Genomic DNA, 23,622 nt, shown 5'->3' on the forward strand with positions numbered 1-23,622 from the left:
TTTTTATAGGCCAGTGTTGATATCGAAGCCTTCCAAATAATCTGCTACTCTTCGTACAAACATGCCGCCGAGCGACCCGTCTACCACACGATGATCGTAGGAATGGGAAAGGAACATTTTATGCCTAATGGCGATCACATCGCCGGTAGGTGTTTCCACAACTGCTGGCTTTTTGACAATCGCTCCTACAGCCATTATCGCTACTTGCGGCTGTGCAATGATCGGAGTACCCATTACGTTACCAAAGGAGCCCACATTGGATACGGTGTAAGTACCGCCCGCTAAATCGTCTGCTGAGAGTTTATTTGCTCTTCCTCTTGAAGCGAGGTCATTTACCTTTTTAGAAATTCCAACCAAGTTTAATTGATCGGCATTTTTGATCACAGGGACGATCAAGTTTCCAGAAGGAAGTGCCACAGCCATTCCGATATTTATATCCTTTTTGACTATGATCTTTTCTCCATCTACGGAAATGTTAATCATTGGAAAATCCCCTATTGCTTTCGCAATAGCCTCAATAAAGAAAGGAGTAAACGTAATTGGCTCCCCAAATTTCTCTTTGTATGCTTCCTTGTGCTTATTTCTCCAAAGCACAATATTTGTCATATCTGCCTCCACAAATGAGGTGACATGAGGTGAAATGCGTTTTGATTCTACCATTCGGTTAGCAATCATTTTTCGCATTCGATCCATTTCTATAATCTCGTCCTGAGCAGAAATGCTTGATTTGGCTTGAGGCTGCGAAATGGAGGGTGCACTAGGATTTGCACCCTGTGAAGGAGTAGCCTTAGGCTCGTTTCTAGTTTTTAAATAGTCGAGCATATCTTTTTTGGTCACTCGACCATCTTTACCGGTTCCTGGAATGGAAGCGAGTTCTGCCGCACCTATCCCTTCTTTCTTCGCTATATTTTTTACTAGTGGAGAGTAGAAGCGCTCATCTGTAGAAGATTCTTTTTCTTTTGGCTCCGCCAAAGTTGAACCTAGTAGATTCGCTGTTCCCTCAGGAACAGCTTCCAGAAGTTCATCCTTTAAATCAGATTCAGCAATCTCAACATTTTTTTCTGGTTCTGAGGAAGCTTCTCCCGAAGTTTCAATCACAGCGATCGGAGCTCCTACGGCGACTACTTCACCTTCCTTCACCAAAATTTTCTTAAGGGTGCCCTGATGGGTGGCTGGAACTTCCGTGTCTACCTTATCTGTAGCCACTTCCAAAACTGATTCATCTTCTTCGATCGAATCACCTTCTTTTTTAAGCCAGGTAAGTACGGTTCCTTCTACGATACTTTCTCCCATTTTGGGCATCAGCATTTCTACACTTGCCATAACACTCTATAATTAAATTGGGTATTTATTCTTCCTATAAAATTATATTCTAAATAAGACTATCCCAAACCATATCGATAAAATTTTATTTGCTGGATTCGAGAATGCAAATTCTCAGGAGGTTTAACAAAGCTACACTTGTCAGCCGAATATTCAATATTCGATCTTGTGTCAACTGAAGTTTTTTGGTTTTGATAAACTCATCAGTAGCACAGGCAATCCAGATTGTTCCAACTGGCTTATCTTTTGATCCACCATCTGGACCTGCGACTCCACTGCTAGCCAATCCAAAGTCTGAAGAAAACAACTTTTTCACTCCTCGGGCCATTTCTGTCACAGTTTCTTCACTTACTGCACCATGATTTTTCAAGGTTTCAGAATTGACTTCTATGATTTTTTCTTTGAATTGATTGTGATAGGGAATCACTCCTCCATCGAAATATTCACTACTTCCTGGAATACTGGTGATTTGATGAGCTACATAGCCTCCAGAACAGCTTTCTGCGACAGCTACTCGCTTTTTCCTTTCCTTGAGTAATTTGCCTATTGATTGCTCTAGGGTATCCGAATCATACCCATAAACATATTTGGAAATGGTGGGAAAGACCTTTTCGATTTCTAAATCTATTTCCCTTTCGAGCTCCTTTTTATTATGTCCAAAAGCCGTCAATCTCAGTTTTACATGACCAAGAGAGGGGAGGTATGCAAGTTTGATATGCTTTGGAAGTCCCAATTCCCAGTCCTTGATTAAGTCGGAAAGCCAGCTTTCTCCAATTCCGACGGTTTTAATCATTTTATGAGATATAACCGGAAGAGAAAATACCTCACCTAATTTTGGCAGAACAAAATCAAGCATGAGTTTTTTCATCTCATGAGGTACCCCTGGCATACTCATCCAGCAGGTTTTATTTCTTTCAAACCACATTCCCGGTGCAGTGCCGAGTTCATTTGGGACATATTTACATATTTTTGGAAGGTGACCTTGAAGGGTATTCAAAGGTGTCATTTCTCTTCCCCGACTTTTGAAAAAAGCCGTGATCGCTTCCACCGCCTCTGGAAATTCCACGATTTCCGTATTAAAATACTCTGCGAGTAGTGGTTTAGTCAGATCATCATTGGTAGGTCCCAGACCGCCTGTGATGAGAATGATATCTGCCCTGTATTCTGCTTCTTTAAATGCACTTAAAATATCTAATCGATTGTCTCCAACTGTAGTTCTCCTAACCACCCTAACTCCAACTTGGCTTAGCTCCTGACTAATCCAATGGCTGTTTGTATCAATTATATGGCCGTAAAGTAGCTCATCACCAATGGCAATAATTTCTGCTCTGACTTGATTCATGCTTTATCTAACTTTGGCCGTCTGGATTAGTTTGCTAAATAATCCTGGGAAAAAGCGTTTGGCATAAACGCCAAAGACTTCCTTGCCACCAATATATACCTCGCGTTTTTTCTTTTTCATAGCTGAGAATATTTTCTCCGCACATTTTTCAGGACTCATCCCGTTGGCTTGTGCATCATCCATTTTATTCAAAGGACTCCCATCTTCTGTCAAGGCATTAACAGAAACATTCGTTTTGATGAAGCCAGGACAGATTATGGTTACCTGTATTTTATCCTTGTAAAGCTCAGCTCTTAAGGTGTCGAAAAATCCATGCAGGGCATGTTTAGAGGCAGAGTACGAGCTCCGATAAGGAGTCCCGAATTTCCCAACTAGCGAACTTATTATACCAAAGGCTCCAGATTTTCTATCTAAAAAATGAGGCAAAATAGCTTTGGAAAGTGCAACAGTCCCAAAGAAATTTACTTCCATTAGTCTCCGATCTACCTCTATTGTTGTATCCTTGATCAATGACCTTTGGCTGATCCCTCCGGAATGCAAAACGACATCAATATGCCCGAAAAGCTCAATTGCTATGGTAGTTTTTTCTACAATTTCCTCGGTTTCGGTTAGGTCCAAAATTAACACCTTGGCATTTTCAGGGTGTGCAGATTCGGATCTCACTCGATCTAGTTCCCGCTCATTCCTTGCTGAAAGAATTACTTTCCAGCCTTCTTCAATGTATTTTTTTGCGCAGGCTTCACCAATCCCTGAGGACGCACCTGTAATCCAAATTACCTTGTCATTCATTTAATCATGATTGATTCTTTTTAAATCTAAAAAAGTGAAAGAGTGGTCGTGCCTATCATCTGCAGGATGGAATTCTCTAAAGGTTTCTTCCCAGCTTTCCTCATTCCATTCTGGGAAAAAAGCGTCGCCATCAGGTTCGGCATCCACTAGGGTGAGCTCGAGCTGATCTGCTACATCGATTGATTCCTTGTAAATTTCACCTCCACCTATGACATAAAGCTTTTTAAGGTCCTGTTTAAGAGCAAAAATAAAAGCATCTTGGATACTATGAAACACATGATGCCCCTCGGGCATTTTGAAATCCTTATTTCTGGTAACTACAAGGTGTGTTCTGTTGGGAAGGATTCTACCTAGGGATTCGAATGTTTTCCTACCCATAAGAATATGGTGCCCTTCTGTGAGTTTCTTAAACCTTTTGAAATCATCTGGAAGCCTCCAAAGCAATTCGTTGTTTTTCCCGATTACCCCATTTTTAGCAACAGCTGCGATTAATGATATTTTCATTAAAGAATTGCGTATAGTATGTATGGTTGAGACAAGTCTTTAGTAAATATAGAGGCTTTTATTTTTGCTGGGAAGTCATCAGGTTAGGATATTCAGCCATGACAAACTCTTTCTTAGAGTCTAAATCGATCTCTAAAACTTTCATAGTCATGCTACTTCCATCATTTGATTTAAAATCCATCTCCATGAAGTTTCCCTCTGGTAAATTTGAAAATTGGTCACCATACATCTGGCGAGTTTTTGTGGTGACAAAAGGACTGTTCTTTCCCCAGAAAGAAGAAAAGCCTTCAATAGGATCTACGGTCATCCAGTAAGTTCCCTCACCATCTTCGGTTTTCACCTCAAACTCTTCACAAGCATAACCCAAAATATCCTTGGTATTTCCCGTTTTTTCAATTGAGAAATTTTCCATTTCAAATTCTTCAGGGTTTTCCTCCACAGCCTCATCTATGGCGGCCTCAAGATCCAAACCATAAGCGAAAGATGACTTTTGACCTTCATTTTCCATTAATAGGATATTGGCATTGTTATCAAGATCAAAAATCATTATCACCGTATTATTTTGATCATCAACATCTTCAATTTGCATGGCAGTGTAGGTAGGTTCTTCTGTCAGAAATGAAATTAACTCCATCGGCTCGTCAGCTTTCCCGTTTTTTTCCGTGGTTTGAACCTCCATTCTGGAGAAACCATTAAAAGAGTAAGAATCCTTTGTGGGTACCTCTTCTCCTATACCTGCCAGAATTTTATTCATGTCAAGCGTGACAGGTGTGCTTTCGCCATCTTCGCTATAAAGGCCTGCAAGTTGCTTCTCAAGCTGCTTTTGGACGTATTTATTGACTTCTTCTTCGACCTTTTCTTCAAGTGCATTTTCCACGCCTCTGGAAGCTGCTTTTTTCAGCTTTTTAATGAACTGCGCCGAAGAAGGGTTGAAAACAGATAAAAATATTAAAATCAGGAAAGATGAAATGAATTTAAGTTTCATGGCTAAAAATGAATTAGTGGTGTAAGTATAAATATCCTAAAAATGGATTCGAATTCAAAATTCCTATTGACTTGGCCTAAAGGGAATTACCTCTGAGGAAATCTTGAATTTTCATTCTTTTTTTTCCTTCCAATTGTAGTTCTTCAACACTTATTACACCATCTCCTGTTTGAAATTTCAGAAATGATTTTTGGTCAGTTTCCCATTCTCCAGGATTTGAATTAGCCAAGGAGCCTGATTCCAAAGCGGTTCGAAAAATTTTGCAGTTTTTACCATTTATTTTCGTAAAAGCAGATGGGAATGGGGAAAGGCCCCGCACTAGATTATGTATATCCTTGGCATTTTTAGACCAGTTTATTTCACAAGTTTCTTTGAAGATTTTAGGTGCATGATTTTTTGCTTTAGACTCGTCCTGTGGAATAGGATTAGCTTTGCCTGTGGCAATGTTTTCCACTGTTTTTAGCACCAAGTCTGAACCCATTTCCATCAATCTTTCATAAAGATCACCTAGATTTTCATCCGATCCAATTGGGGTTTTTTCCTGAAGCAGTAGACTTCCTGTATCTATTTCATGTTTCAGAAAGAAGGTAGTGACACCGGTTTCTTTTTCACCATTAATGATGGCCCAGTTAATCGGAGCGGCTCCTCGATAATCAGGTAGAAGAGAGGCATGTAAGTTAAAAGTTCCAAGTCTGGGCATATCCCAGACTACAACAGGAAGCATTCGAAAAGCCACTACAATTTGTAAATCTGCATGATAGGAACGAAGCTCTTCCAGGAAACCCTCTGATTTGAGGTTTTTTGGCTGAAGGACAGGGATATTCAATTTTTCAGCAGTAACCTTAACTGGCGAAGGAATCAGTTTCTGGCCTCTTCCTTTTGGTTTGTCAGGTGCGGTAATTACAGCCACAACGTTCCAGCCAGCATCGACAAGTTTCTCCAGAGAAGGAACAGCAAACTCCGGAGTACCCATGTAAATAATTCTCAAATCTTTTGACATGATCGAAGGATAGTCTAGTTGTAAATCAGATATTTTTCACGGAGTTTTTTGAATTCATCCAGTTCCTTTTTCCATGAAGCCCGTATCTCCTCTTCACTCTTTCCAGCTTTGATCATTTTCATCAATTCATCTGTACCAGCAAGTGTGTTGAACCAATTTGTAAAAAATTTATCCTTTTCCTGACTTCTGTTATAAGCGTCTAATATGTAAGACAAGGTGAATTTTGAGGTTAAGGGTTCATTTCTCAAATCCACTCCATAACAGGTTTGATCTTGGTATCTTGGGGATTTGGCCATCCCGTTAATACTTACTGGGGTAAACTCAAAATCGCCATAATCTGAATTCGGGTATCCATAGACCTGAAAAGGAAAATAGGTACCTCTACCCACTGAAAAATTTGTTCCTTCAAAAAAACAAGTACTCGGATAAAGTCGGATCGAAAGGTCATTTGGTAGGTTTGGAGAAGGCTTCACGGGTAAAGAGTAAGGCATCGAGTGATTCCAGTTTTCTATCGGAATCACGGTCAAATCTGCTTGAATTCCATCTTTCAACCACATTTCACCATTGATCATTTGCGCTAGCTCGCCCACAGTAAGACCATGGACTATGGGTACCGGGTGCATGCCAACGAAGCTTTTAAACCCTTCCTTCCGAATGGGGCCATCCACATAATCACCATTTGGATTTGGTCGGTCCATTACCATCACTTCAACCCCATTTTCACTTCCAGCCTCCATGATATAGTGCATTGTGCTTATGTAGGTATAAAACCTGGTTCCCACATCCTGAAGATCAAAAATGATTATATCAAGCCCTTCCAGCTGCTCTGAAGAAGGTTTTTTGTTTGATCCATAAAGTGATACAATTGGTAGACCAGTTTTTTCATCCACCGAGTTGTCTATGACCTCACCTGCATCAGCCTGGCCTCTAAATCCATGCTCAGGAACAAATACCTTGGCCACATTTATATTTTCGGAAAGCAGATAATCCACCAGGTGCATATTATTCATGCCGGGAAGTATACTGGTTTGATTTCCCACGACTCCAACCGACTTTCCCTTTAAATCATTTAGATAAAGTTCAGAACGTTCTGCACCCACCATTATATTACCGGATTGAGCCAAGGCCATATAGGGCAAAAAGAATACGAAGAAGAAGTTTCTTATGAAGTTGTTTTTCAATTTATAGTGAGGTTTGGGTTCTTTATCAAAACTAGTCAAAATGACCGGCTGTGTGAATATTTTAGACATTTTTTAAGTTTTTAAAGTGCTTTTGACGGATTTAAATCTTATGTACCTTAGCCCCATAAAATTCATCCATCTGTAATTCAATTAAAGACAGAAATCCTCCTTGAATTTCTCATTTTTCATAGCTAATCGACTGAGCTTCAAAAGGGCAGGAGGTTTTTCAGAAACCATACATCGGATTGCCATTGGGAGTTTGGCTCTGGGTCTAGGGGTTTCCATTTTGGCCTTTATGATTCTCGGTGGCTTTCAATCCACCGTCTCTGACCGGGTATTTGATTTTACCGGTCATTATCAGGTTCAGCGATACATGATGAGTAATGCTTTTGAAGAAATGCCTTTTAGCAAAAGGAGTCGATTTTTTGAGAATTACAGGGAATTACCATTTGTAGAAAAGGTCCAATCTTACGCGAATAAGGCCGCCTTAATGAAAGGAGAGTCTGAAGTGGAAGGAATCCTGATGAAAGGAATGGGGTCTGATTTTGACTCTTTGACCTTTCAGCAATACCTAATAGAGGGAAGGATGTTGCAAATACCTGAAGAGGGCACATCCAACGAAATCATGATCAGCAAGTACCTGGCGAATAGGCTCCTGATTGGATTAGGAGATCGTGTGACACTTTATTTTGTTCAGAACCCTCCAAGATTTAGAAGGGCAACAGTGGTAGGAATCTTTGAAACTTATCTGGAAAATTTTGATCAAAAAGTGGTAATAGGAGAGCTCCAAACGATTCGTAATCTAAATGGCTGGACCAATGACCAGATTGGAGGTTTGGAGATTTTTGTAGATGATTCTGAAGCTTCGCAAAGCCAAATTCGGGAAATTGAAAATGTTCTGGATTCAGATTTGAAACTGGTAGATAGTAGGGAGAAATTCCGGGAAATTTTCGATTGGCTGGCCTTGCTGGATACCAATGTTTATGTCTTTGTTGGTCTCATTGGATTTGTAGCCATATTCAATATGGGTGCAATTCTTTTCATTCTGATCATGGAAAGAACGCAGATGATTGGGGTTTTGAAGGCCTTGGGAACAAGAGATAAACAGATTCGAAGAATATTTTTGTGGAATGGTTTTAGAATTCTCCTGAGGGGTTTGCTGATTGGAAATGCCATCGGTTTAGGATTGGGATTTTTGCAAGATCAGTTCAAATTAATCCCTCTGGATGCTGCGAGTTACTATATGGCATATGTGCCAATTTATTGGAATTGGCCGGTTTTTCTGGCTTTGAACCTTGGAATTAGTCTATTGACGATGCTGGTGACTCTTGTTCCAGTTCTCGCAATTTCGAAGGTTGATCCGATAAAATCGATTCGCTTTGATTGAGTTTGTAGGGTGAAATAATACTCTTGATTTTCATTGAAATCACACCAAAAATAGCCTCCTTAAAAATACCCTTACTCATTTTTGAAGTACCTTTGGTTCTATCTGTGAAAATTATGGGCACTTCTTTAATCTGAAAGCCAAGTTTCCATGCAGTGAATTTCATTTCGATTTGGAAAGCATATCCTATGAACTTGATCTTGTCCAGTTTCATACCCTCGAGAACTCTTCTCTTATAGCATTTAAATCCCGCAGTAGCGTCTTTTACGGGAAGCCCAGTAATGAATTTTACATATACGCTGGCAAAGTAAGACATTAGCACTCTTCCAATTGGCCAGTTCACCACATTTACACCGGTTATATATCTGGACCCTATAGCCAGATCAAAGCCATCTTTATGACAGGCTTCATAAAGCCGGATCAAATCGGCTGGATTGTGCGAAAAATCTGCATCCATTTCAAAAATGTATTGATAATCGTTTTGAATAGACCATTTGAAACCTGTAATGTAAGCGGTCCCTAAGCCGAGTTTCCCTTTTCTTTGAATCAGGAAAAGTCGATCTGGATAATTCTTTTGGTTTTCTTTAACGATTTTGGCGGTGCCATCTGGTGAGCCATCATCTATGATGAGAAGATTAAAGTCACCCTCTAGAAACATCACCGTATCGATGAGCTCTTGAATGTTTTCCACCTCATTGTAGGTAGGAACAATGACAATTTTCTCTTTAAGCATAGACTGAATTAATCAAAATTAAACGGAAATACGTGTTTTTTTAACCCATTCCTCGATAATTTTAGTGTTCTTTTACAATTGACCAAATAATCGGGATGAAGAACAAGGTGGCGATCGTGACATACGTCTCAAAAGGGACCTATGATCACAACACTGCAGATGAAAATCAAATTTTAGCTGAAATACTAGATGAATTAGGGATCGAAAATGAGCTTATTCCATGGTCTGACAAGAATGCTGATTGGTCGAAGTTCGATTTTTTGCTTATCAAATCCACCTGGGATTATTTCGATCATTATGAAGAATTCAGATCCTGGTTGGATCATCTTGAAATGCTTCAGATTCCGGTTTTAAATAGTCTGGAAATATTAAGGTGGAATTCGGATAAATCTTATCTCTTTGATGTAGAAAAGATGGGATTTCCAGTTATTTCAGGGAAAAAGCTTGCCGCTCAAAGTTCTATCTATAAAGATGACTTTGAAGGTCTTCCCTTCGATGAGTTCGTGATTAAACCTCTTGTATCCGGAGGTGCCAAAAACACTTTTAGACTCGATAAAAAACATGTTCAAGATTTCTTGCCAAAACTTAATTCTTTGCTTGAAAAGGAATCATTTCTCATTCAGCCTTTTGTCAAGGAAGTAGCTGAAGTAGGGGAGTATTCTTTGATTTATTTTAATTCAATTTTTTCACATGCGGTTTTAAAAACCCCAGCACAAGAAGATTTTAGAGTACAGCATTACTTTGGAGGAACCATAAAAGCGTTCCACCCAGATCAATTACTTCTGGATTCGGTTCAAGTTCTGGTAGATAGATTTTGCCAAAACTCCCTCTATGCACGAGTGGATGGAGTCATAATAAGCGGTGTATTTCACCTTATGGAACTAGAAATGATAGAGCCTTATTTATTCTTGGTGGAGTCTGAAGGGGCTAGGAAAAATTATAAGGAAGCTTTGGAAAGGAGATTGTTTTCTCAGCTACAAAGGTCCTCTGCAGCTAGTCCATAAATACTACCTTTTTGAGCGGCTTTGTTAACTAAAAGACATCCGCTAGCGTCTCCTTTTTGTTTTAGGCAGATACCTTTTTGAGCCATGGCGTCCCAATGATCAGGCTCCTGAGAAAGAACTGCATCAAAATCTTCAATGGCCCAATCGATAAACCCTGCCCGCATCAATGCAAACCCCCGATTATACCTGCCTGTGATGTGATCAGGCTCATGCTGTACGTATTGATTGAATGCTGCTGCAGCACCGAGAGCATCTCCCTGAAAAGCCAAACTCATCCCAATGTAGAAATTGATTTTTCCGAAATCCGGATTCATTTCATGGGCCTGCCGCAAAAAACCCTCGGCAGTCCTATATTTTTCCGTCATGATTTGTGCTCTCCCTAACATGTAAAGGATATCAAAATTATCAGCTTCCATTGTGGCGGCTCTCAACAGATGTAATTCTGCCTGTTTATAATCTTTTTGCTCAAAAGCAATTTTACCTAAACCGGCATAAGCCAGAGCATAATCTGGGTTTAACTGAATGACTCGTTGGAAATCTCTTTTCGCCTCTTCATACATCCCCAATTCCTCATAACATCTGGCGCGCATGTGGAAAGCCTTAACATCCGTCACATTGAAAAATAGGTAAGTGTCCAGCCTGTCGATGGTCTCTTCATATTTTTCTGCTTCGAAAATCGCCTGAATATCATTGAGGTCACTTCGACAGGCAGAAAAAAGGACTAGAATTATAAAAACAGGAAGATTACGTAAATTTCGTACCATAACTAAACAAACAAAATAACGGCCTTAAATCCTATTTTGTTACAGTTAAAAAATTTAAAGTGCTCCTTTGGTCGAGGGTAACTGATCTAAATTATCTTTATCTCTTCTCACTGCCATTTTTATGGCTCGTGCCAGGGCCTTAAAGATTGCTTCGATTTTATGATGTTCATTGTCTCCTTCCACCTTGATATTTAGATTGCATTTAGCGGTGTCGGAAAAGGATTTGAAGAAATGAAAAAACATTTCCGTTGGCATATCACCCACTTTTTCCCTTTTGAAGTCAGCTTCCCAAACAATCCAAGGCCTTCCACCAAAATCAATAGCTACCTGTGCCAAAGAATCATCCATGGGTAAACAAAAGCCATAGCGATAAATGCCTTTTTTATCACCCAAGGCCTTCAGGTAGGCTTCGCCCAAAGCAAGAGCTGTATCTTCTATGGTGTGATGCTCATCGATGTGCAAATCACCTTTTACCTGAATATTCAGATCCGTGCTTCCGTGTTTGGCAAGTTGATCCAACATATGATCAAAAAAGCTCAAACCAGTTGAAATATTTGATTTCCCTTTTCCATCCAGGTTTAGTGAAACTGAAATATCAGTTTCTGATGTAGTCCGTTTGATTTCAGCCCTTCTGGGAGGGTATTTTAAAAACTCATAAATCTCATCCCAGTCTGTGGTTTGAAGACTAGCCTTTGGGTTTCCTTCTCCGATGAAAATCCCTTTGGCACCGAGGTTTTCTGCTAGCTGAATATCAGAATCTCTATCTCCGATGACATAGCTTTTTTCCAGGTCATATTCCTCTGAAAAGTATTCTTTCAAAAGCCCAACTCCAGGCTTTCTGGTGTCCGCACCTTCATGTTCGAAAGTCTTGTCAATATGGATCTTGGAGAAAACAACATTTTCCTGCTCAAGGGTTTTAAGCATTTTATATTGCGCAGGCCAAAAGTCTTTTTCAGGAAATGAATCGGTTCCCAAGCCATCCTGGTTGGTCACCATAACCAGTTCGTAATCTGTTTCCTCGGCAATCTTTCTGAGATTAGATATGGCTTTGGGAAGAAACTCAAGTTTTTCCAGACTATCTACTTGATAATCAGTAGGTGGCTCTTTGATTATTGTGCCATCACGGTCGATGAAAAGAACTCTTTTTTTCATGGGTTATGAGTTTTCGGTAAGCCAATTTTTAAGCTCTGCAATCAATATCTTGTTTTCCTCTTCGGTACCAATGGTTATTCTAAGACAATTCTCACAAAGCAATACATTAGACCGATTTCTCAAAATTACTTTTCTACCAATCAAATCCTGATAAGCTTTATTGGCATTTGGAACTTTCACCAGTAGGAAATTAGCGTCTGAAGGAAAAACTTTAATCACTCCATCAAGTGATTCCAATTCCTTCTTTAATTTATCTCTTTGAATCAGGATATCAGCGACCATTCTTTTCATTTTATCGGTATTGTCCAGAGCATCCAATACAGTCCTCTGAGTCAGTCCTGAAATGTTATATGGCGGCTTTATTTTATTCAGCACAGAAATTATTTCTTCACTGGCGAAAGCCATTCCTAGCCGAAGTGATGCGAGACCCCAAGCCTTAGAAAAGGTCTGAAGAATCACAAGGTTTGGATACTCTTCTAGCTTTTTTACAAAACTTTCTCCAGACATAAAATCCACATAGGCCTCATCAATAACTACAATTCCTGGAAATTTTTGAATCAATTCTTCAATTTCATTAGGGTTTAAGGAATTGCCTGAAGGATTATTCGGAGAGCAAATGAAAAGGATCTTTGACTTTTCTGATACTGCTTCCAGTACCTTTTCCTTCTGCAATTGAAAATCCTCAGTTAGTGGGATAGAAATGGTTTCAATTGCATTTATTGAAGCACTTACTCCATACATTCCGTACGTGGGAGGTAAAATGATGACATTATCCTGGGCTGGATTGCAAAAGGCCCGAAATAATAAATCTATAGGCTCATCAGACCCATTCCCAAGAAATATCCTTGAAGGTGACACGTTTTTTATCGTGGCGATCCTTTCTTTTAAGGCTTGCTGATAGGGGTCAGGATATCTGTTGAAGTTTTCAGTGGTAATAGATCCAAATGGATTTTCATTGGCGTCAAGAAAAATTCCATCTTTTCCACTGTATTCATCCCTAGCTGAGGTATAAGGTTTCAGCTCTCGAATATGTGGTCTGAGCAATGCCTTTAGATCAAAATTCATTTTTGATTCTTTAAGTAATTTAATCGAATACTGACTGCATTTTTATGTGCCATTAGCAATTCGTTTTCAGCCATTACTTCTACCGTGGGACCAAGAAGCTTCAGCCCTTTTTCGGTAATTTTCTGGTAAGTGATTTTCTTAACAAAGCTATCCAGGGAAACTCCACTGTAATTCTTTGCATAACCATAAGTTGGTAAAGTATGATTCGTCCCAGAAGCATAATCTCCAGCTGATTCGGGTGTGTATTTTCCTATGAAAACCGAACCTGCGTTCACAATACCATCAACTACTTCTTCTTCATCTTCTACACTTATTATCAAGTGTTCAGGTGCATAATTATTGATGATATCTAAAGTAGTTTCTCTGCTTTTTACCACCACTGCCGTGGAATTTTTTAAAGCCTTTTTAGCAATATCCTTTCTGGGAAGATCTTTCAATTGCTTATCTACTTCTTTAAGGGATTTCTTTGCAAAGTCTTCTGAGTTAGTTACCAAGACCACCTGAGAATCTATGCCGTGCTCGGCCTGTGAAAGAAGGTCAGCAGCCACAAATGCCGGATTAGCCGAATCATCAGCATAAACCAAAACTTCAGATGGGCCTGCAGGCATATCAATAGCAACACCGTAGTTGGTTGCTCTTTGTTTACCAGCTGTCACATATTGGTTTCCTGGGCCGAAAATTTTATCCACAGCTGATATGGACTCAGTTCCAAAGGTCATAGCAGCTATGGCCTGTGCACCACCAACTTTGGCAATTTTTCTAAGTCCGACCAGACTTGCTGTGTATAAAATAGCTGGGTGAATATTCCCTTCTTTATCCGGAGGTGAGCATAGGATAATTTCACTACAGCCTGCGATCACAGCAGGAACTGCCAACATCAAAACGGTGCTAAATAGTGGAGCCGTTCCTCCAGGAATATAAAGTCCTACTTTCTGAATAGGGACACTTTTTCTTCTGCAAATTACTCCGGGCATAACTTCCTCAACCAGTTCATCCTGCTTTTGGGCTGTGTGGAATTTGGAAATATTAGTATAAGCCACCTCGATGGCTTCCTGAAGCTCTGTAGAAACCTGATTTTTTGCTGCTTTGATTTCCTCCTCAGTGACAAGGATTTCTGTAAGTTTTACTCCGTCGAACTCTTCAGCAAATTGAATCAAAGCTTGATCTCCCTTTTTCTTTACAGACTTAAAAATCGGTTTGATTACCTTATTGATTTTTTTGGCTTTCTGAACTGGTCGTTCAAGGCTTTTCTTCCATATTTCCGAACTCGGATTATTAAGAATTTTCATAGATCCTGAGGATTTAGACGATCATTTTTTCAATGGGAACTACTAGTATGCCTTCCGCGCCAGCTGCCCGTAGTTCTTCAATGTTTTCCCAAAACTGGTCCTCATTAAGAACCGAATGCACCGAGGACCATCCGCTTTGTGCCAAAGGCAAAATAGTTGGGCTTCTCATTCCAGGAATCAACCCTATGATTTTGTCTAAGGATTCATTTGGAGCATTCAAAAGCACATATTTGTTGCTTTTACCCTCCTGAACGGCATTAATTCTGAAAAGCAGCTTCTCGACAATCTCAGTTTGCCAATCCTTCAGATTTGGGTTTCCAATCAGAACGGCTTCTGATTTGAAGATTTTTTCTACCTCTTGAAGTCCATTCATCATAAGAGTAGAACCTGAGCTTACGATGTCACAGATTCCTTCGGCCAGTCCAATGCTTGGAGCGATTTCCACCGATCCACTGATCTCATGAATTTCAGCATTTACACCATTTTTTGTTAAGTAATTCTGAAGAATTTTAGGGTAGGAGGTGGCTATGTTTTTTCCTTCAAAGAAAGATAGACCTGGGTAGTCTACTCCTTTGGGAATGGCCAAAGAAAGACGACATTTTGAAAAGCCGAGCTTTTTCAAAACAGTCACGTTACTTTCCTTCTCAGCAAGTTCATTTTCACCTACGATTCCAATGTCTGCTACTCCATCAGCTACATAACCTGGAATATCATCATCTCTTAAAAAGAGAAATTCAATCGGGAAATTATGAGATACAGCCTTTAGCTTGCCTTTACCATTGTAAAATTTGACTCCACATTCTTTAATAAGGCCTAGGGAATCATCAGATAGTCTGCCGCTTTTTTGAACGGCAATACGGATTATGTTTTCCATAATGCAATTTATGCTTTGAAATTAATTTGGGTAATACTTTTGGTGCTCGTGGAATCCCTATCATCGACGACACCGGGTAGATTTAAAAATATTCCTGATTAGGAATGATGGAAATGATGAACTACAGGAAGATGGCATGCCCTGGAGAAAAATGTCTTATTTTTTTTGAGTTTCTTCATTTCTTCTGCAAAGATAGGAATGGTCAATTAACCTCCAAGGACTGATAAAGTTTTGTGAATTGTGATTGACCTAGATTTTGTTCGCACGTTTTAGCCCGGCCAGAGAAAAATCAGCAATGGCTGAATAGCCGTAAGAAGAAGGGTGGATAAGATCCTCAGAGAAAAAAGACTCATCTAGGTCCAATTCTATTGACTCAAAGACAATACGTTCATCAAGGCTTGCGATTCGTTTCATTTCAGTTCTTAAAAAGCTCCTCTGTTCCTTCAAATAACTTTTCAAAATGGGTGGAAAAGCAGGGAAAATTTGAACTGGGGGGATATCGGCAAGATAAATCCAATTAGGTTGGAATTGAGAATTTATTTGATCCAAAAGTCTTAAAAGTGCTCTTTGATATTCATTTGGTGGAGTGAGCTTAAAGCAGTCATTGGCCCCCAAAAAAATAAAAAGTCCATCCACTTTATCTTCAATGGAATTTAGCTGGTGGCGGAATGTTGGAATAGCTTCTTTCACCCTGATTCCATTTTTTCCAAGATTGATCACCTGTAAATCAGGACCTGCTGTTTCAAAAATTCTGTGCGCTATGGTCCCTTTTGGATCTTTGGCGCCTACTCCCGCAGCCGTAGATTCTCCCAGAATCAGATACTTCTTTTCTGAATTTCCCAAAGTCAGAAACTCACTTTTTGCTGGTGGGGTAGGATACGTCTTCTTTACCTTGTTGGCTTTATAAATAAGATAGGGAAGTACGGGGTAAAGCTTGGCTTGAAAAAGAAAATATGGGCGAGTGGAATTAGCCACCGGATTTTTTCGCACGATATCCTCCTTTCAAAAGCAGGTCGAGAACCTTGTCCCGATGATCCCCCTGAATTAGAATTTCTCCATCCTTAGCAGAGCCACCAACCCCACATTTACTTTTTAATTCTTTGCCTAATTCCTTTAGGTCATCTTCAGAACCCACAAATCCGGCCACCAGAGTAACTTTCTTTCCTCCTCTGGCCTTTTTGTCCAGCATTACTTTTAGGTTTTGCTGAGATGCCGACAGTGTTTCTTCTTCAAGATTAGAATTTTCTTCGAACTCAAAATCGTCATCTGTGGAATACACCATTCCATTGCGATTTTTCCAATCGTTATTTTTTCTACCCATTATCAATTTCAAATTTAGAGGGTGGAAGAAGTTATTCCACTTTCAATGTCCAGACGGGCCTTTTAGCATGGTTTACCACGTCCTCAGTGATACTTCCCATCACAAGGTGAAGAAATCCAGTACGACCATGTGTTGTCATGGCAATGAGGTCCGCATTTATATCATCCGCGAACTCTAAAATTCCAGATTCTTCGGATCTTGAATTATAGATTTCAGCTTTGGCATCCTCGATTCCATGGTTGGATGCAAAATCTTTGATCCGCTGAATAGACTCTCTGCTGGTTTCAAAATTCCCTGGTGTATTTATATAAACCAAGTAAAGCTGGGCTTGAAGAATATGCTTAAGTCTCTTAATTCTTGCCGCTACTTCAGCCGACTCGTTACTAAAATCACTAGCAAAAACAATTTTATGGATATCCTTAGGGTCTGTTTCGCTTTTCACAGTCACCACAGGGCATGAGGCTGTTCTTACCACTTTTTCAGTATTACTTCCGATCAAAACCTCTTCCATTCCACTTACTCCTTTGGAGCCCATTATTACCAAATCAGGACTCTCTTCATTTATGCTTTCAGAAATACCCTGAAAAGCATTTCCAAGCTTTATTTTAGCATCAAAGGAGTAGGGCTTTCCGCTGTGTTTTTCTTTCAATTTTGCAATCTGCTCCTTCCTGTGCTCCATAAGCTCAACAAAAAATACTTGATTTTCAATATCAGGAAACTGCTCTCCGCCACCCATGGTGGTGAAACTAGTGCTGTTTGGAATTTCCATCACGTGGAGAACTTCAATGTGAATGTTATCCATGGTCTCAGCAATTTTGATGGCGAAATTAAGGGCAAAGTTTGCCTGATCTGAAAAATCGTAGGGTATAAGAACCTTTGTCATAATATTGTGGGTTTTCCTCCAAATTATAGGAAAAAATGTAACTCTAAAAGGACATTTGTCAGATTTATAAAAAAAGAATTCCTATTCCAAAGCATATTACCCAAAGTAAAGTGGATAGGGCCATTTGCTTTAAAAATGGATCTGTTTGCTTGGAGGTTTGCGCATTTTGTACGCCGACTCCTACTTTTATCATCAAGGGAAAAGCCAGAAGAGCAAATAAACCTCCCAGGTTTTGGGTCAGAAGAATGTAGATTGCCAAGGTTATATTACCAGCTAGGATTAAGAACCAGTTATATTGAATGGCAGCACTGCGACCAATCCTAACGGGAATAGATTTTTTACCAGCATGGGTATCAGACTCTATATCCCGGATATTATTGATGTTGAGGACCGAGGTACTGAAGAAACCCAGAGAAATACCAATCCAGATTACTGGTGAAAAGAAATCGCCGCTATGAAGAAAAAAGGTGCCAATTACCCCAAGAAGCCCGAAAAATAGAAATACCGATAAATCCCCCAATCCAATATAACCATAGGGATTTTTTCCAGAAGTATAGGTAATTGCTGCCCATATGGCCAAAAGCCCAAGCAGTAAGAAAATGCCGAAAAGTAGGATACTTTGTAAGGCGAGAAAAATCAACAAAAGACCAGAAATCAATGAAAAAAAACCGAAGAGATAAATTGCTTTTTTCATCTCTTTAAGTGAAATCAAGCCTGATTGTACAGCTCGAACAGGGCCTTCTCTCTTTTCATGGTCTGCACCGTGAATCGTGTCTCCGTAATCGTTTGAAAGATTGGAGAGAATTTGTAAAAAAATGGTAGTTAGGCAGGCTAGAAAAAATATGTTCCAACGGAAAACACCCTGCTGATATGCAATTATGGATCCGGCAAGAATACTTGCTAGAGCCAAAGGTAAAGTCCTTAATCGAATGGCATGGAGCCAGGCTTGCTTCCTGTCCTTAATTTCTACCTGCACCTTTTTTAAGCTTCTATTAGACTTAAAATGTCCTCATCCAGAGGAGTGACAGAAGAAGGGTAATATTTCAAGAGTTCGCCTTTTTCGTCTATTAGATATTTGCAGAAATTCCAGCTAGGTTCTTCGCTATTCCATCCGTTCAATTCCGGATCGCTTAGCCATCTATAAATAGGGTGCTTATCAAATCCTTTAACGGAAACCTTTTCAAAAACGGGGAAAGTCACCCCGTAATTAGCTGTACAAAACTCTTTAATCTCATCGTTGCTACCAGGCTCTTGGCCTCCAAAATTATTTGCAGGAAATCCTAGTACTACGACCTTGTCTGAAAAGTTTGAATAAAGCTCCTGAAGTCCCTCATATTGAGGTGTATATCCACATCTCGAAGCTACATTTACCACCAGGATTTTTTTTCCCTTGAACTCAGAGAATTTTCTAGTCTTACCGTCAAGGTCCTTCATTTCAAAGTCATAAAAGCTGCTTTCCATGGTTTTGGGGTTTAAAGCTAAACTTGCCTCCAGTGTTTCTGGTCTTTGAACTGCTTTTTGGCAGCCAAAAAGTACAAACAGGCAAAAGATTAAAATTGAATTTTTCATATTACATGCGGTCTGGGACACTTATACCTAATAAACCCATGCCCTTTTTGATTGTTTTTGCGGTCATCTCAGAAAGTGCCACTCGGAAAGAAACCAGCAGAGGATCGTCCTCCTGGAAAATTGCCACATCAGCATAGAATCGATTGTAATCTTTAGCAAGATCGAAAAGATACTGTGCGATTACAGAAGGTGAATATTCCTGTCCTGCCAGCTGAATTTTCTTTTCAAACTCACCCAGAATAAATATCAAATTCTGTTCGGATTCATGAAGAGATGAAATACCACTAAAGTCGGTGGATTTATATTCAATGCCTAATTGCTTTGCTTTTCGCAAAATCGATTTGATTCTGGCATGTGAGTACTGAATAAAAGGTCCCGTGTTTCCCTGGAATTCAATAGATTCCTGGGGATTGAAGAGCATGCGCTTTTTTGGATCTACTTTGAGTAGAAAATATTTAAGGGCTCCCATTCCAAGAATCTCATAAAGCTCTGTTGCCTGCTCTGGAGTGAATCCGTCGATTTTTCCCAACTCTTTGGTATGATTTTCGGCAGTTTGAATCATCTCATCCATGAGATCGTCAGCATCTACCACGGTTCCCTCTCGGGATTTCATTTTGCCGGAAGGCAAATCAACCATGCCATAACTTAGATGAAATAAGCCATCACCATAAGGGCGGCCCAGTTTACGCATGATCTTAAAAAGTACATCAAAGTGATAGTCTTGTTCATTTCCAACCACATAAACTGACTTATCAAGCTTGAAATCATTGTATTTCAGATCAGCGGTACCCATATCCTGGGTCATGTAAACGGAGGTTCCATCCCCTCTGAGAACCAATTTCTCATCGAGACCTTCTGAACTCAAATCGACCCAAGTTGATTTATCCTCTTTTTGGAAGAAAACTCCTTTCTTCAGGCCTTCTTCTACAATATCTTTTCCAAGAAGATAGGTGTCAGATTCGTAGTAGTATTTGTCAAAAGACACCCCCATCTTTCGATAAGTCTCTTCAAAACCTTCATAAACCCAGGAATTCATTTTCTTCCAAAGCGCTACCACTTCTGGATCATTAGCCTCCCAAAGCCTCAGCATGTTCTGAGCTTCCAATAGAATTGGAGCTTCTTTTTCCGCTTGCTCTTTAGATTTTCCTTCGGTTATTAACTTTTGAACTTCTTTTTTGTACTCCTTATCGAAGAGAACATAATATTTTCCAGCCAGATGATCTCCCTTGATTCCTAATGATTCGGGAGTTTCATTATTTCCGAACTTACTGTATGCCACCATGGATTTACAGATGTGAATTCCGCGGTCATTCACTAGGTTTGCTTTAATTACTTCATAACCATTGGCTTCCAGAATCTGCGCTACAGAATATCCAAGAAAATTATTCCTCAGGTGACCCAGGTGGAGGGGTTTATTTGTGTTAGGAGAGGAATACTCTACCATTACCCTTTGACCATTTGATGGCTTTTGGCCAAAGCTGGGATTACTCCGAATATTTTCGAAAAGGTCTATCCAGGAAGCATTTCCCAAAACTAGATTTAGGAACCCTTTGACCACATTGAAATCAACCACCTCTGGGACATTATCTTTTAGATACTCACCAATCAATCTGGCAGATTCTTCAGGACTTTTTTTAGTGCTACGCAAAAAAGGAAACACCACAAAAGTGTAGGTACCCTCGAATTCTTTTCTTGTCGGTACAAGAGAGATTTGATCTTTCGTTAATTCTACCTCAAAATGCTCTTTAAAAGCATTCTGTATCCCGTTTTGGATTGATTCCTGCGTATTCATTTTGACTTACCCGTTTGGGTTTTCTTGGGGTATTGATTAAAAGTTCTCCACAAGGGAGTTGGTTGTGGTCTCAAGGACATCAAAGGCAATCTCTGCCATAGCATTTTCTGAATCGAGAGTGGGGTTCACTTCTACAATTTCCCAACAGCAAACCCTTTTATCTTTGATTAATTCAGCATTCAGGGAAATGGCTTCATCCACTGTGAGACCATTTTCTACCGGAGTTCCAGTCCCTTTCGAAATATTACTATCAATGCTGTCCACATCAAAGGAAATATAAATTTGATCACAGGATTTTAAGTGTTGAAGAGCTTCCTCTGCTATTTTTGATACACCCTTCTCTCGTACTTCTTTCGTTTCGAAATTCTTTATTCCGTATTTCTCAATGAGATAATTTTCAGGTTCTTCGGTATCTCGAACAGAAATAAAAACAATGTCCTTTGGGCTGATTTTTGGAAAATCTCCACCAATACTCTTGATTCTATTCCAATAATCAATTGTTTTTTCACTAGGCTCATTGAGCTTAGAGTCAAGATTATCTATTCGCGAAACCATAGCCAAAGGCATCCCATGCATATTTCCTGATGGAGTAGTATATGGAGTATGAAGATCTGCATGTGCATCTATCCAAATGACACCTAGCCTTTTTTCTGGATGAGCAGCCTTGATGCCCATGATAGTTCCCGCTGCAGTGCTATGGTCACCAGCTAAAACAATGGGGAATTTTCCATCAAGTCTTAGGAGTTCGACGGTATTAAAGACATTATTCAAAACCTGATAGACTCCATCAATATGTTTGGCATTTGGAAACTCATTATCTCTCCAGAGATAATTATTTGCATCAGGCACGTTTATAGGCTCGAACTGGGTGAAAAAGGAGGATTTCTTATCAAGGCTGGCCACTTTCAGCGCGTCTATGCCCATACTGGCACCTCTCGTACCCGCAGCTAATTCTGATCTAACCTCTACTAGTTTAATTTCTCGCATCCTGAAAATATCTCGATGGTTGGGTTTATTTTTTGTGTAAAAGTAGCCAAAATAGAGCTTATATCAACCGGAATATTTGCTGATTTGGCCATTGTTTTATTTAATGAGATGGGTGGTTCGTTTGCTTTTAAGTTTTCTATCCTTAACCAAACCATTTACAAAACTTAAAATAAAAGCCATACAATTAGATATTAGCATTAAGCAATTTATCAGATATTTGGGCCTTGTAAACCTGAAAGTATACCATCATGAATAGATACGTTGATTTAATCAAACAGACCTTTGACTTTCCTACCAAGGAATTCACCTTAAAGGACAACAAACTGCATTTCAATGATGTCGATTTGATGGAAATTATCGAGGAGTATGGTACACCTCTCAAACTGACGTACTTGCCTAAGATTTCTCAGAGCATTCAAAACGCCAAAAAATACTTCCAAAACGCCATCGATGAACACGAGTACAAGGCTGATTACACTTATTGCTATTGCACTAAATCAAGCCATTTCAGCTTTGTTTTGGATGAATGTTTGGAGAATGGAGCTCATATAGAGACTTCATCGACTTTTGATATTCCTCTGGTCAGAAAGCTTTACGAAAAAGGGAAAATAAGTAAGGATACTTTCATCGTTTGTAATGGATTCAAAAGAGAGCTTTATAAGCAATATATTTCTGAGCTTTTGAATGATGGCTTTATCAATTGTATTCCTGTGCTCGATAATCTGGACGAAATAGACTACTATCTGGAACATGTGAAAGTGCCTTTCCAGGTGGGAATCAGAATTGCAGCTGATGAGGAGCCAAAATCTGCATTTTACACTTCGCGCTTAGGAGTGAGATACAGGGATATTATCAAACTGTATGAAGAGAAAATTAAGCCTAATCCTCGCGTTAGCCTTAAAATGCTCCATTTCTTCATTAACTCAGGAATCCGTGATACAGCATATTATTGGTCGGAGTTAACCCGGTTCATCCAAAAGTATGTAGACTTGAAGAAGATGGTACCCACTCTGGATACCATGGATATAGGTGGGGGATGGCCCATAAAGACTAATGTATTTTTCGATTATGATTACCAATATATGGCTGGTCAAATTGTGAAGAATATTAAGTGGATGTGTGACAAAAACCATACTCCTGAACCTCATATTTTTACTGAATTTGGTAGCTACACCGTAGGGGAAAGTGGTGCGGTTTTATATTCAATTTTGGATGAAAAGCTTCAGAACGATAAAGAGCTTTGGTATATGATAGACGGTTCGTTTATCACTCAGCTTCCCGATACCTGGGGATTAAATCAGAAGTACATAATGCTTGCGGTAAACAACTGGGATGAAACCTACCAGAATATTTCATTGGGGGGCTTGACTTGTGATGGGATGGATTATTATAATTCTGAAGCGCACCAATTCAATATTTATCTCCCAAAAATCGAAAAAGGCAGACCTCAATATATTGGGTTTTTCCATACCGGTGCCTATCAGGAATCCTTAGGAGGTTATGGCGGAATCCAACATTGTCTTATTCCAGCTCCGAAGCATGTGTTAATTGATCGGGATGAAAATGGTAAGGTAACCCATCGGCTTTTTGCTGGAGATCAGGACGAAGAAGGAATGTTAAAAACTTTGGGTTACTAAAGCTGGTATTTTTTCCGCTTATCCCAAATCTTGGCAATTTACAA

At 39.6% G+C, this 23,622-nt stretch carries 23 protein-coding genes; 3 read left to right on the forward strand and 20 right to left on the reverse strand.

What is annotated here, in order from left to right; translation table 11 throughout:
* Nucleotides 1-3 precede the first annotated feature (3 nt).
* From QVH07_RS05165 to QVH07_RS05195, 7 genes are all read right to left on the reverse strand, one after another.
* Nucleotides 4-1,323, reverse strand: coding sequence for a dihydrolipoamide acetyltransferase family protein (locus tag QVH07_RS05165; RefSeq protein WP_289999084.1), 1,320 nt, complete (start codon nucleotides 1,321-1,323; stop codon nucleotides 4-6).
* A gap of 85 nt (nucleotides 1,324-1,408) precedes the next feature.
* The gene (locus tag QVH07_RS05170; protein WP_289999085.1) at nucleotides 1,409-2,665 is read right to left on the reverse strand and encodes a competence/damage-inducible protein A; all 1,257 of its coding nucleotides are present in this window, start codon (nucleotides 2,663-2,665) and stop codon (nucleotides 1,409-1,411) included.
* Nucleotides 2,666-2,668: 3 nt separating this feature from the next.
* On the reverse strand, nucleotides 2,669-3,454 hold the full coding sequence (locus QVH07_RS05175; RefSeq protein WP_289999086.1) for an SDR family oxidoreductase: 786 nt from the start codon (nucleotides 3,452-3,454) through the stop codon (nucleotides 2,669-2,671).
* Nucleotides 3,455-3,958 (reverse strand): dihydrofolate reductase, encoded by a 504-nt coding sequence (locus tag QVH07_RS05180; RefSeq protein ID WP_289999087.1) that lies wholly within the window; start codon nucleotides 3,956-3,958, stop codon nucleotides 3,455-3,457.
* 58 nt (nucleotides 3,959-4,016) lie between these two features.
* Nucleotides 4,017-4,943 (reverse strand): DUF4412 domain-containing protein, encoded by a 927-nt coding sequence (locus QVH07_RS05185; protein ID WP_289999088.1) that lies wholly within the window; start codon nucleotides 4,941-4,943, stop codon nucleotides 4,017-4,019.
* 76 nt (nucleotides 4,944-5,019) lie between these two features.
* Nucleotides 5,020-5,943, reverse strand: a complete 924-nt coding sequence (gene fmt, locus QVH07_RS05190; RefSeq protein WP_289999089.1) for a methionyl-tRNA formyltransferase — start codon at nucleotides 5,941-5,943, stop codon at nucleotides 5,020-5,022.
* 14 nt (nucleotides 5,944-5,957) lie between these two features.
* Complete coding sequence (locus tag QVH07_RS05195; protein ID WP_289999345.1) at nucleotides 5,958-7,073, reverse strand: exo-beta-N-acetylmuramidase NamZ family protein; 1,116 nt, start codon at nucleotides 7,071-7,073, stop codon at nucleotides 5,958-5,960.
* A 220-nt stretch (nucleotides 7,074-7,293) separates the two neighbouring features.
* Between QVH07_RS05195 and QVH07_RS05200 the strand changes: the two genes are divergently transcribed.
* Nucleotides 7,294-8,511 (forward strand): ABC transporter permease, encoded by a 1,218-nt coding sequence (locus QVH07_RS05200; RefSeq protein WP_289999090.1) that lies wholly within the window; start codon nucleotides 7,294-7,296, stop codon nucleotides 8,509-8,511.
* Here the strand turns inward: QVH07_RS05200 and QVH07_RS05205 are convergent.
* Nucleotides 8,426-9,241: a polyprenol monophosphomannose synthase gene (locus QVH07_RS05205; protein ID WP_289999091.1), complete on the reverse strand. Its 816-nt coding sequence runs from the start codon at nucleotides 9,239-9,241 to the stop codon at nucleotides 8,426-8,428. The two genes, QVH07_RS05200 and QVH07_RS05205, sit on opposite strands and share 86 nt — an antisense overlap.
* A gap of 95 nt (nucleotides 9,242-9,336) precedes the next feature.
* Between QVH07_RS05205 and QVH07_RS05210 the strand changes: the two genes are divergently transcribed.
* Nucleotides 9,337-10,245, forward strand: a complete 909-nt coding sequence (locus QVH07_RS05210) for an ATP-grasp domain-containing protein (protein ID WP_289999092.1) — start codon at nucleotides 9,337-9,339, stop codon at nucleotides 10,243-10,245.
* On the opposite strand, the gene QVH07_RS05215 is transcribed toward QVH07_RS05210, so the two are convergent.
* The 12 genes from QVH07_RS05215 to rocF form a co-directional block, all read right to left on the reverse strand.
* Nucleotides 10,212-11,009, reverse strand: a complete 798-nt coding sequence (locus tag QVH07_RS05215) for a tetratricopeptide repeat protein (protein WP_289999093.1) — start codon at nucleotides 11,007-11,009, stop codon at nucleotides 10,212-10,214. The two genes, QVH07_RS05210 and QVH07_RS05215, sit on opposite strands and share 34 nt — an antisense overlap.
* A 54-nt stretch (nucleotides 11,010-11,063) precedes the next feature.
* Nucleotides 11,064-12,161, reverse strand: a complete 1,098-nt coding sequence (gene hisB / locus QVH07_RS05220) for a bifunctional histidinol-phosphatase/imidazoleglycerol-phosphate dehydratase HisB (RefSeq protein WP_289999094.1) — start codon at nucleotides 12,159-12,161, stop codon at nucleotides 11,064-11,066.
* 3 nt (nucleotides 12,162-12,164) lie between these two features.
* A complete protein-coding gene (gene hisC / locus QVH07_RS05225) occupies nucleotides 12,165-13,226 on the reverse strand; it encodes a histidinol-phosphate transaminase (protein ID WP_289999095.1) in 1,062 nt (353 codons plus the stop codon).
* Nucleotides 13,223-14,515 carry a histidinol dehydrogenase gene (gene hisD, locus QVH07_RS05230; protein ID WP_289999096.1) on the reverse strand — a complete coding sequence of 431 codons (1,293 nt, stop codon included), beginning with the start codon at nucleotides 14,513-14,515 and terminating at the stop codon, nucleotides 13,223-13,225. The genes hisC and hisD overlap by 4 nt, the downstream gene beginning before the upstream one ends.
* A gap of 13 nt (nucleotides 14,516-14,528) precedes the next feature.
* The gene (gene hisG, locus QVH07_RS05235; RefSeq protein WP_289999097.1) at nucleotides 14,529-15,389 is read right to left on the reverse strand and encodes an ATP phosphoribosyltransferase; all 861 of its coding nucleotides are present in this window, start codon (nucleotides 15,387-15,389) and stop codon (nucleotides 14,529-14,531) included.
* Between the two features lie 249 nt (nucleotides 15,390-15,638).
* Entirely contained in the window at nucleotides 15,639-16,379 is a 741-nt protein-coding gene (locus tag QVH07_RS05240; protein ID WP_289999098.1) for a GDSL-type esterase/lipase family protein, read from the reverse strand.
* Complete coding sequence (locus QVH07_RS05245; protein ID WP_289999099.1) at nucleotides 16,357-16,710, reverse strand: translation initiation factor; 354 nt, start codon at nucleotides 16,708-16,710, stop codon at nucleotides 16,357-16,359. Before QVH07_RS05245 ends, QVH07_RS05240 begins: the two co-directional genes overlap by 23 nt.
* 31 nt (nucleotides 16,711-16,741) lie before the next feature.
* Entirely contained in the window at nucleotides 16,742-17,593 is an 852-nt protein-coding gene (locus QVH07_RS05250) for a universal stress protein (RefSeq protein ID WP_289999100.1), read from the reverse strand.
* Between the two features lie 64 nt (nucleotides 17,594-17,657).
* A complete protein-coding gene (locus tag QVH07_RS05255) occupies nucleotides 17,658-18,569 on the reverse strand; it encodes a 1,4-dihydroxy-2-naphthoate polyprenyltransferase (RefSeq protein ID WP_289999101.1) in 912 nt (303 codons plus the stop codon).
* A 5-nt stretch (nucleotides 18,570-18,574) separates the two neighbouring features.
* A complete protein-coding gene (locus tag QVH07_RS05260; protein ID WP_289999102.1) occupies nucleotides 18,575-19,162 on the reverse strand; it encodes a glutathione peroxidase in 588 nt (195 codons plus the stop codon).
* 1 nt (nucleotide 19,163) lies between these two features.
* A complete protein-coding gene (argS, locus tag QVH07_RS05265; RefSeq protein WP_289999103.1) occupies nucleotides 19,164-20,954 on the reverse strand; it encodes an arginine--tRNA ligase in 1,791 nt (596 codons plus the stop codon).
* A 36-nt stretch (nucleotides 20,955-20,990) separates the two neighbouring features.
* On the reverse strand, nucleotides 20,991-21,941 hold the full coding sequence (gene rocF / locus QVH07_RS05270; RefSeq protein WP_289999104.1) for an arginase: 951 nt from the start codon (nucleotides 21,939-21,941) through the stop codon (nucleotides 20,991-20,993).
* A 248-nt stretch (nucleotides 21,942-22,189) separates the two neighbouring features.
* Between rocF and QVH07_RS05275 the strand changes: the two genes are divergently transcribed.
* A complete protein-coding gene (locus QVH07_RS05275) occupies nucleotides 22,190-23,578 on the forward strand; it encodes an arginine decarboxylase (RefSeq protein WP_289999105.1) in 1,389 nt (462 codons plus the stop codon).
* Nucleotides 23,579-23,622 lie beyond the last annotated feature (44 nt).

This window comes from Algoriphagus sediminis, from assembly GCF_030403435.1.
Taxonomy (GTDB): Bacteria; Bacteroidota; Bacteroidia; order Cytophagales; family Cyclobacteriaceae; genus Algoriphagus; species Algoriphagus sediminis.

What these genes read in the sequence shown, in the direction of transcription:
- hisG (WP_289999097.1), bottom strand. Translation starts at nt 15,389, where the DNA reads ATGGAAAACATAATCCGTATTGCCGTTCAAAAAAGCGGCAGACTATCT.
- QVH07_RS05215 (WP_289999093.1), bottom strand. Translation starts at nt 11,009, where the DNA reads ATGGTACGAAATTTACGTAATCTTCCTGTTTTTATAATTCTAGTCCTT.
- hisC (WP_289999095.1), bottom strand. Translation starts at nt 13,226, where the DNA reads ATGAATTTTGATCTAAAGGCATTGCTCAGACCACATATTCGAGAGCTG.
- QVH07_RS05180 (WP_289999087.1), bottom strand. Translation starts at nt 3,958, where the DNA reads ATGAAAATATCATTAATCGCAGCTGTTGCTAAAAATGGGGTAATCGGG.
- QVH07_RS05175 (WP_289999086.1), bottom strand. Translation starts at nt 3,454, where the DNA reads ATGAATGACAAGGTAATTTGGATTACAGGTGCGTCCTCAGGGATTGGT.
- QVH07_RS05165 (WP_289999084.1), bottom strand. Translation starts at nt 1,323, where the DNA reads ATGGCAAGTGTAGAAATGCTGATGCCCAAAATGGGAGAAAGTATCGTA.
- QVH07_RS05260 (WP_289999102.1), bottom strand. Translation starts at nt 19,162, where the DNA reads ATGAAAAATTCAATTTTAATCTTTTGCCTGTTTGTACTTTTTGGCTGC.
- QVH07_RS05170 (WP_289999085.1), bottom strand. Translation starts at nt 2,665, where the DNA reads ATGAATCAAGTCAGAGCAGAAATTATTGCCATTGGTGATGAGCTACTT.
- QVH07_RS05205 (WP_289999091.1), bottom strand. Translation starts at nt 9,241, where the DNA reads ATGCTTAAAGAGAAAATTGTCATTGTTCCTACCTACAATGAGGTGGAA.
- QVH07_RS05245 (WP_289999099.1), bottom strand. Translation starts at nt 16,710, where the DNA reads ATGGGTAGAAAAAATAACGATTGGAAAAATCGCAATGGAATGGTGTAT.
- QVH07_RS05185 (WP_289999088.1), bottom strand. Translation starts at nt 4,943, where the DNA reads ATGAAACTTAAATTCATTTCATCTTTCCTGATTTTAATATTTTTATCT.
- fmt (WP_289999089.1), bottom strand. Translation starts at nt 5,943, where the DNA reads ATGTCAAAAGATTTGAGAATTATTTACATGGGTACTCCGGAGTTTGCT.
- QVH07_RS05275 (WP_289999105.1), top strand. Translation starts at nt 22,190, where the DNA reads ATGAATAGATACGTTGATTTAATCAAACAGACCTTTGACTTTCCTACC.
- hisD (WP_289999096.1), bottom strand. Translation starts at nt 14,515, where the DNA reads ATGAAAATTCTTAATAATCCGAGTTCGGAAATATGGAAGAAAAGCCTT.
- QVH07_RS05210 (WP_289999092.1), top strand. Translation starts at nt 9,337, where the DNA reads ATGAAGAACAAGGTGGCGATCGTGACATACGTCTCAAAAGGGACCTAT.
- QVH07_RS05250 (WP_289999100.1), bottom strand. Translation starts at nt 17,593, where the DNA reads ATGACAAAGGTTCTTATACCCTACGATTTTTCAGATCAGGCAAACTTT.
- QVH07_RS05195 (WP_289999345.1), bottom strand. Translation starts at nt 7,073, where the DNA reads ATGGCCTTGGCTCAATCCGGTAATATAATGGTGGGTGCAGAACGTTCT.
- hisB (WP_289999094.1), bottom strand. Translation starts at nt 12,161, where the DNA reads ATGAAAAAAAGAGTTCTTTTCATCGACCGTGATGGCACAATAATCAAA.
- argS (WP_289999103.1), bottom strand. Translation starts at nt 20,954, where the DNA reads ATGAATACGCAGGAATCAATCCAAAACGGGATACAGAATGCTTTTAAA.
- rocF (WP_289999104.1), bottom strand. Translation starts at nt 21,941, where the DNA reads ATGCGAGAAATTAAACTAGTAGAGGTTAGATCAGAATTAGCTGCGGGT.